This is a genomic window from Mesorhizobium sp. M2A.F.Ca.ET.037.01.1.1, from assembly GCF_003998075.1.
Lineage (GTDB): Bacteria > Pseudomonadota > Alphaproteobacteria > Rhizobiales > Rhizobiaceae > Mesorhizobium.
The window spans coordinates 1-6,406 of sequence record NZ_RZSA01000320.1; the positions used below are offsets into that span (position 1 = coordinate 1).

The following is a 6,406-nucleotide window of genomic DNA, read 5'->3' on the forward strand; positions in this document are numbered from 1 at the left end:
GCGCATGTAACAACTGCCTCCGGTTCGCCGCAGCATCGCTTCGGCCAAGCTTTCGGATCCCATGGAAAGACGCGAAATTGCCAGGGCAGGGATCAGCTCCGAGTGGGTTTTCTCGAGCACGACGGTGTAGCCCGGGCGAATGTAGCTGTCGGGATTCACCTCCGATAGCGTCCTGGCAAAGGTCGAGACCATCACATATTCCTCGACCATGAGGTGCTCATAAGTAATTTCGGGAAGGTAGCGGGGTGCGTAGAGCACCGCTATGTCGAGATTTCCCATGCTGAGATCGGTCACCATCTGATTGGAATAGTCGGATTCCACATGGATCGAGGCTTTGGGAAGCACCTGGCAGAGCGCCTCCACCCACCCCGGCAGCACCGATCGTGTCATGCCAACCTGGGCGGCCACACGCAGCGTCCCTTCGAACCGGTTGAACGCGCGAACGTCATGGCGCGCCTGCGACCAGGTCGAAAGCATCGCTCGCGCGTAGGCCTCGAAACGTCGCCCCGCCGCAGTCGGCTCAGCGCCAGCCCGACCACGATGGAAAAGCTCTGACCCTACCGCGCTTTCGAGACTCTTGATCCGAGTACTGACCGTAGACTGAGTAATGTTCAGCCGGTCGGCAGTCCGGTTGAAGTTCCGCGATTCAATAATGTCGAGGAACGTCTCGATGTGGTCCAGCTGCATGCGTCGTACCTTAATCGAAAAAGCCGATCGTTACCCAGAGATCATTGGCTTGATCCGGCAATTGTCAAGGCGGAAGGTGGAGGCACTAAACGGCCAGCACGGCCGGGCTAGACAGGGAGCGAAAGCTAAAGTGTTTATCGTCGACTGCGATTGTCACAACTATTGGTCAAGCGCCACGGTTTTGGAGCCGTATCTTTCTGGCATCTGGAAGGACATGTTCATCGAGGGCGAGAAGACTGGCCCGAAAGGATCGTTCCCGCACGGCCATCGCCCCTGGTTTCATCCGCAGGATTTCTCCCGAAAGGATGTGCGGCCTGAGACTGAAGCGGACAACTACCGGATCATGAAAGACAAACACCTCGACAAATATAATGTCGGCGTGGCGATCCTGACCGGCGACGAGCCCATTGAAGCCTCAACGCTGGCAAATCCCTATTACGCTAGTGCGCTGGTCAGTGCCTACAATGACTATCAGATCGCGGAGTGGTTGCCGAAGGACAATCGCTTCATGGGCTCGATCGTCATTGCGCCCCAGGATCCAAAGCTGGCGGCCGCTGAAATCCGTCGGCTGGGCAGTCATCCGCGCATGGTCCAGGTTCTAGCCTCCCAAGGCTCAGTGAAGCCGTATGGTGATCCCTTCTACCACCCGATCTATGAAGCCTGCGCGGAAATGGGATTGCCGTTCGCCATTCACCTCGGCGGGCACGGAGGCGTCAACTGGAACGCCGTCGCGCCTGCCCCCACAACTTTCTTCTGGGAAACACACGCCATTCTGCACATGTCGGCGATCAGCCATGTCGCCAGCATGATCGCTCACGGCGTTTTCGAGAAATGGCCAGAACTCTATTTCGTAGTGATCGAATGCGGCGTCGCCTGGGTGCCGACGGTGCTATGGCGCCTCGATGCTGACTACAAGGCGCTGCGTAAAGAAACGCCATGGCTCAAAATGCTACCGTCGGAATACTGCCGCCGTAACATCCGCTTCTCAACACAGCCGCTGGAACAGCCAGCCAACGTCCAGCATCTGTGGTCCATTCTGGAAGCGATGGATGGCGAGAACACGCTGATGTTCGCGTCAGACTATCCGCACTGGGACTATGACGACGCCAACACGCTCCACATCCCGCCGTCCTGGAAAGTCAAGGTGATGGGTCAGAATGCGCTCGACGTCTACAAGCGCATTCCTGCCATCCTGACCGCGAACGCCGCCTGACGGAGCAGAATATGGGCGAGAAAACCTTCATCTGCCGCGTTGACGAGATCGAAGCCGGCACACCTGTCATTGCCAAAGTCCGTAGCCTTTCGGTGGGTGTGTTCCGCATCGGAGAAACCTTCCATGCGCTGCTCAACATCTGTCCGCATCGAGGCGCGCCCCTATGTGAAGGGCCGCAATGCGGGACGACCGCGCCTGTCGAGGATGCGCGGTTCATCTATCATAGAGAAAACGAGATCGTGCGCTGCGCCTGGCATGGCTGGGAGTTCGACATCAAAACTGGTTCGGCACTCGTCGACCCAACTGTGCGTGCGCGAACATTCCCGGTCACAGTTGAGGACGGCAACATCTATGTAACGGCGTGACGGTAGAAAACGATCAATAGTCAAGTGCACGGAGTGGCAAGCAATGAAATAATAAATTACGGACAAGCTTGCTTGAGGAGTGTTCAAAAAAACGCGGAAAATCCGCAAATGGGAGAGCGAAAATGTCTGAATCTGAGTACAAACTTCGCATTGCGCAAAGTCTGATCGGGCGCGGCAAGGTTTCCCGCCGCGACTTCATCCATTTGGGACTAGCGGCGGGCCTTACCGTCGCTGCCTCGGATCAAATCTTCGTCACGGTAGCACGGGCACAACCACAGCAAGGCGGCTTTGCCAAGCTTGGCATGGCGCATGGCGCGACGACAGATTCCATAGATCCGGCCGGCTATCCGGATACTTTCACGCAAACGGCCTTCTCGGGCGCTATGTCCAACGGCCTCACGGAGGTTGACGCCAAGGGCGACATCCAGCCGGACTTGGCCGAGAGCTTCGAATCTTCGAACGCCGCCAAAACGTGGGTTTTCAAGCTGCGCAAGGGGGTCACCTTCCACAACGGCAAGAACGTGACGGCGGAAGATGTCGTGACCTCGATGCGCTATCACATGGGTGCCGATACCAAATCAGCGGCGAAGTCTCTGCTTGAATCCGTTTCCGACATCAATGCGGATGGCCCAGAAACGGTTGTCTTCACGCTCAACAGCGGCAACGCCGATTTCCCTTACATCATGAGCGACTATCATTTCGTCATCATGCCGAGCGTGGATGGGAAAGCGGATTGGGGATCAGGAACGCGAACCGGCGCATTCGTGCTCGAGAATTTCCAACCCGGCGTTTCGGCCAAGCTCAAGCGCAACCCGAACTATTTCAAGAACGGCAAGCCTTACCTGGATGAGGTGGAATTCATCGCCATTACGGATTTGGCCGCACGCATGGCTGCCCTCTCAACCGGGGAAGTGGATTACATTGGCCGCGCCGATCTGAAGACACTCGGCATGTTGAAGCGCAACCCAAAAATCGAGATCATCGAAGTCACCGGCTACGGCCACTATACCTTGCCGATGAACGTCACTATGGCGCCTTTCGACAATCCGGATGTGCGCATGGCAATGAAATGGGCGATCAACCGTCAAGAGATAGCCGACAAGATTTTCCTCGGACACGCAACCGTTGCCAATGACAATCCGATCGCGCCGGCGATCAAGTTTTACAAGAACCCGGAGCCGCAACACCGTTTCGATCCCGAAAAAGCCCGCCACTATCTGAAGAAGGCGGGAATGGAAAAACTGAAGGTTGATCTCTCGGTCGCCGATGCCGCTTTCGCAGGTGCGGTTGACGCAGCGGCGCTCATTCGCGAGACGGCCGCACAGTGCGGCATCGACGTGAATGTGGTACGCGAGGCCGAGGACGCCTATTGGGACAATATCTGGCTCAAGAAGCCGTGGTGCGCTTCCTATTGGAGTGGTCGCGCGACAGCCGACTGGATGTTCACACAAGCCTTCGCAGCGGAATCCAGCTGGAACGAGTCATTCTGGAAGAATCCTCGTTTCAACGAATTGCTTGTTCAGGCGCGAGCCGAGACGGATGAGGCCAAGCGGGCCGACATGTATGGCGAAATGCAGCAGCTGACCCATGACGATGGCGGGAGCATCGTGCTGGTATTTAACAACTTCGTAAGCGCCAAATCCAAGAAACTAGGACATGGCGATGTGGCGCCCAATTGGGAAAATGACGGACTGAAGATGGCTGAGCGCTGGTGGATGGCGGAGGCGTAGGGTGTTTGCCAACTGCGTCGCTCGCCCTGCGGACGGCGCAATCTTGGGAATGCGCGCATGCGTTTGAATTCGGTCGCCAAAACGGTTCTACAGCGGTTAGGTCTCGGCCTGATTACCCTGTTCATTGTTTCGATCATCATCTTTTCGGCGGTCGCAATGCTGCCCGGCGACTTCGCCAAGGCAACGCTCGGTCAATCTGCCACCCCGGAAACAGTCGCGGCCCTTCAACACGAGATCGGCCTCGATCGCCCGCCAGTCGAGCGTTACTTCAGCTGGGTTGGCAAGATGGTAAAGGGCGACTTTGGATCCTCCTTCGCCAGCCGAACAGGTTACCGGCGCACCGTGGCGGAGATCATCGCGCCTCGTCTCTACAACACCATGTTCCTGGCGGTCATGACCGCTCTCATCGCGGTGCCGCTGGCGTTGGGGTTGGGGATTGTCGCAGCCCTATATCGCAACAGCTGGTTCGATCGGGTTGTAAACACGGTAACACTTACGACCATTTCGTTCCCGGAATTTTTCGTGGCCTACATGCTCGCCTTCCTGGTTATCTCGCGCGATACGTTTGCGGGCACCGAATTCGCCCGGTCTTTACCAGCCTGGCTGGCGATTTCGATCAACTGGACCCTTAACGTCGTACCGAAGTTCCCAACGCTGGCCAATATCAACGACGAGACCCCTTTCTGGGACCACGTCTGGCGTGCCGCTCTGCCGTCCATCACCCTCACGCTTGTCATCGTTGCTCACATGATGCGAATGACGCGCGCGGCTATTCTCAACATGCTTTCAAGCCCCTATATCGACATGGCCCGATTGAAGGGAATGGGGCCAATGGTTGTCGTCGTCCGGCACGCTTTGCCAAATGCCTGGGCCCCGATTGTGACGGTAGTGGCCTTCAATCTTGCCTATCTCATCGTCGGCGTCGTGATTGTCGAGGTGGTGTTCGTCTATCCCGGCGTCGGGCAACTGATGGTCGACGCCGTGAGGTCAAGAGACGTACCGGTCGTTCAAGCCTGCGCGCTTGTGTTCGCCGCAGCCTACATCCTGCTCAACCTGATCGCCGATATCATCTCCATCGCAACCAACCCGAGACTGTTGCACCCACGATGACAAGTGCAGAGCCTGTGATCCAGACCACCAGAGCGCGTAGGGTGAGGCGGACGCGCCGATCTCGCATGAGGATAGCGCTGAAAAAGGCCCCACTCAGCGCCTGGTTCGGTATGGGTGTGATCCTCTGCTACATTATCGTCGCGTTATTTGCGCCTCTGATCGCACCATATCGAGAAACGCAGGTCTTTAGCGAGGCATTCGCGCCCTGGAGCCACGAGTTTACGTTCGGCACCGACCAACTCGGTCGCGACATGCTTACACGACTGATCTACGGAGCCCGCAACACGATCGGCATCGCCTTCATCACAACTATTTTATCCTTCGCAGCGGGTGTGACGCTCGGCCTTCTCGCTGCAATGTACCGGGGCTGGCTGGATCAGCTATTGTCACGCGCCGTGGACGTGTTGATGTCGATTCCGAGCCTGATATTCGCACTGATGCTGCTTTCGATTTTCGGCTCCTCAATGGCCAGCCTCATCTTGATCATAGCTCTGCTCGATTCGACGCGCGTGTTCCGTCTGGCGCGAGCAGTTGGCCTGAACGTGGTGGTGATGGAATATGTCGAGGTCGCGCAGCTGCGGGGCGAAGGCCCCGCATGGATTCTCCGCAAGGAAATCCTGCCCAATGTTCTGCCGCCGCTCATTGCGGAGTTTGGTCTGCGATTTTGTTTTGTTTTCCTAACCATTGCAGCATTGTCGTTCCTGGGCGTCGGCATACAGCCGCCATCCGCCGATTGGGGATCGATGGTGCGGGAAAACGCGACGCTGATTACCTATGGCGATGTCACGCCGCTTCTGCCGGCGGGCGCCATTGCCCTCCTCACAGTAGCGGTGAACTTCGTCGTAGACTGGTTTTTGCATTCAACGAGCGGACTGCGTGATGAAAAGTAGCAATGTTATCGCGCGCGAAAGGGGGACAGATCTTCTCACGGTCCGCAATCTTCACGTTGAAGGCTTTTCCGGCGAGCGCTGGCACCCGATCGTGCGCGGCGTTGATTTCTCACTCAAACGCGGAGAAGTGCTTGGACTAATCGGCGAATCCGGCGCCGGAAAGTCGACTATCGGCCTTGCTGCAATGGGATATGCCAAGCCAGGATGCCGTATTACCCAAGGCTCCGTGGCCTTCGATGGCGCCGATCTTTTGTCAATGAGCGAAGCACGCCGTCGGCGCCTCCGGGGCTCCCGTATTGCCTATGTGGCGCAAAGCGCAGCTGCCTGGTTCAACCCGGCTCACCGGCTCCTCGATCAGACCGTTGAAACGGCGGTTGCGCACGGGATCGCCAGCCGAGGTGAGGCCAACCG

Annotated in this window: 7 protein-coding genes; 6 read left to right on the forward strand and 1 reads right to left on the reverse strand. The window is 57.4% G+C overall.

Annotated elements, in window-relative coordinates:
* Positions 1-687: LysR family transcriptional regulator (locus tag EOA27_RS17200; protein WP_145970387.1), on the reverse strand; the 687-nt coding region annotated here is incomplete at its 3' end.
* A gap of 130 nt (positions 688-817) precedes the next feature.
* On the opposite strand from EOA27_RS17200, the gene EOA27_RS17205 reads away from it, so the two are divergent.
* The 6 genes from EOA27_RS17205 to EOA27_RS17230 form a co-directional block, all read left to right on the forward strand.
* On the forward strand, positions 818-1,900 hold the full coding sequence (locus EOA27_RS17205) for an amidohydrolase family protein (protein ID WP_126082610.1): 1,083 nt from the start codon (positions 818-820) through the stop codon (positions 1,898-1,900).
* Between the two features lie 11 nt (positions 1,901-1,911).
* Positions 1,912-2,265, forward strand: a complete 354-nt coding sequence (locus EOA27_RS17210) for a Rieske (2Fe-2S) protein (protein ID WP_126082611.1) — start codon at positions 1,912-1,914, stop codon at positions 2,263-2,265.
* A gap of 122 nt (positions 2,266-2,387) precedes the next feature.
* Positions 2,388-3,995, forward strand: a complete 1,608-nt coding sequence (locus EOA27_RS17215) for an ABC transporter substrate-binding protein (protein ID WP_126082612.1) — start codon at positions 2,388-2,390, stop codon at positions 3,993-3,995.
* 63 nt (positions 3,996-4,058) lie between these two features.
* Positions 4,059-5,105 (forward strand): ABC transporter permease, encoded by a 1,047-nt coding sequence (locus EOA27_RS17220; protein ID WP_126083800.1) that lies wholly within the window; start codon positions 4,059-4,061, stop codon positions 5,103-5,105.
* 65 nt (positions 5,106-5,170) lie between these two features.
* Positions 5,171-5,995 carry an ABC transporter permease gene (locus EOA27_RS17225; RefSeq protein WP_126082613.1) on the forward strand — a complete coding sequence of 275 codons (825 nt, stop codon included), beginning with the start codon at positions 5,171-5,173 and terminating at the stop codon, positions 5,993-5,995.
* The coding region (locus EOA27_RS17230) for an ATP-binding cassette domain-containing protein (protein WP_127256758.1) at positions 5,985-6,406 on the forward strand (422 nt) is incomplete at its 3' end. The genes EOA27_RS17225 and EOA27_RS17230, both read left to right, overlap by 11 nt.

Excerpts from the sequence above, each read along its gene's own strand:
- EOA27_RS17210 (WP_126082611.1), top strand. The coding sequence starts at position 1,912 with ATGGGCGAGAAAACCTTCATCTGCCGCGTTGACGAGATCGAAGCCGGC.
- EOA27_RS17225 (WP_126082613.1), top strand. The coding sequence starts at position 5,171 with ATGAGGATAGCGCTGAAAAAGGCCCCACTCAGCGCCTGGTTCGGTATG.
- EOA27_RS17215 (WP_126082612.1), top strand. The coding sequence starts at position 2,388 with ATGTCTGAATCTGAGTACAAACTTCGCATTGCGCAAAGTCTGATCGGG.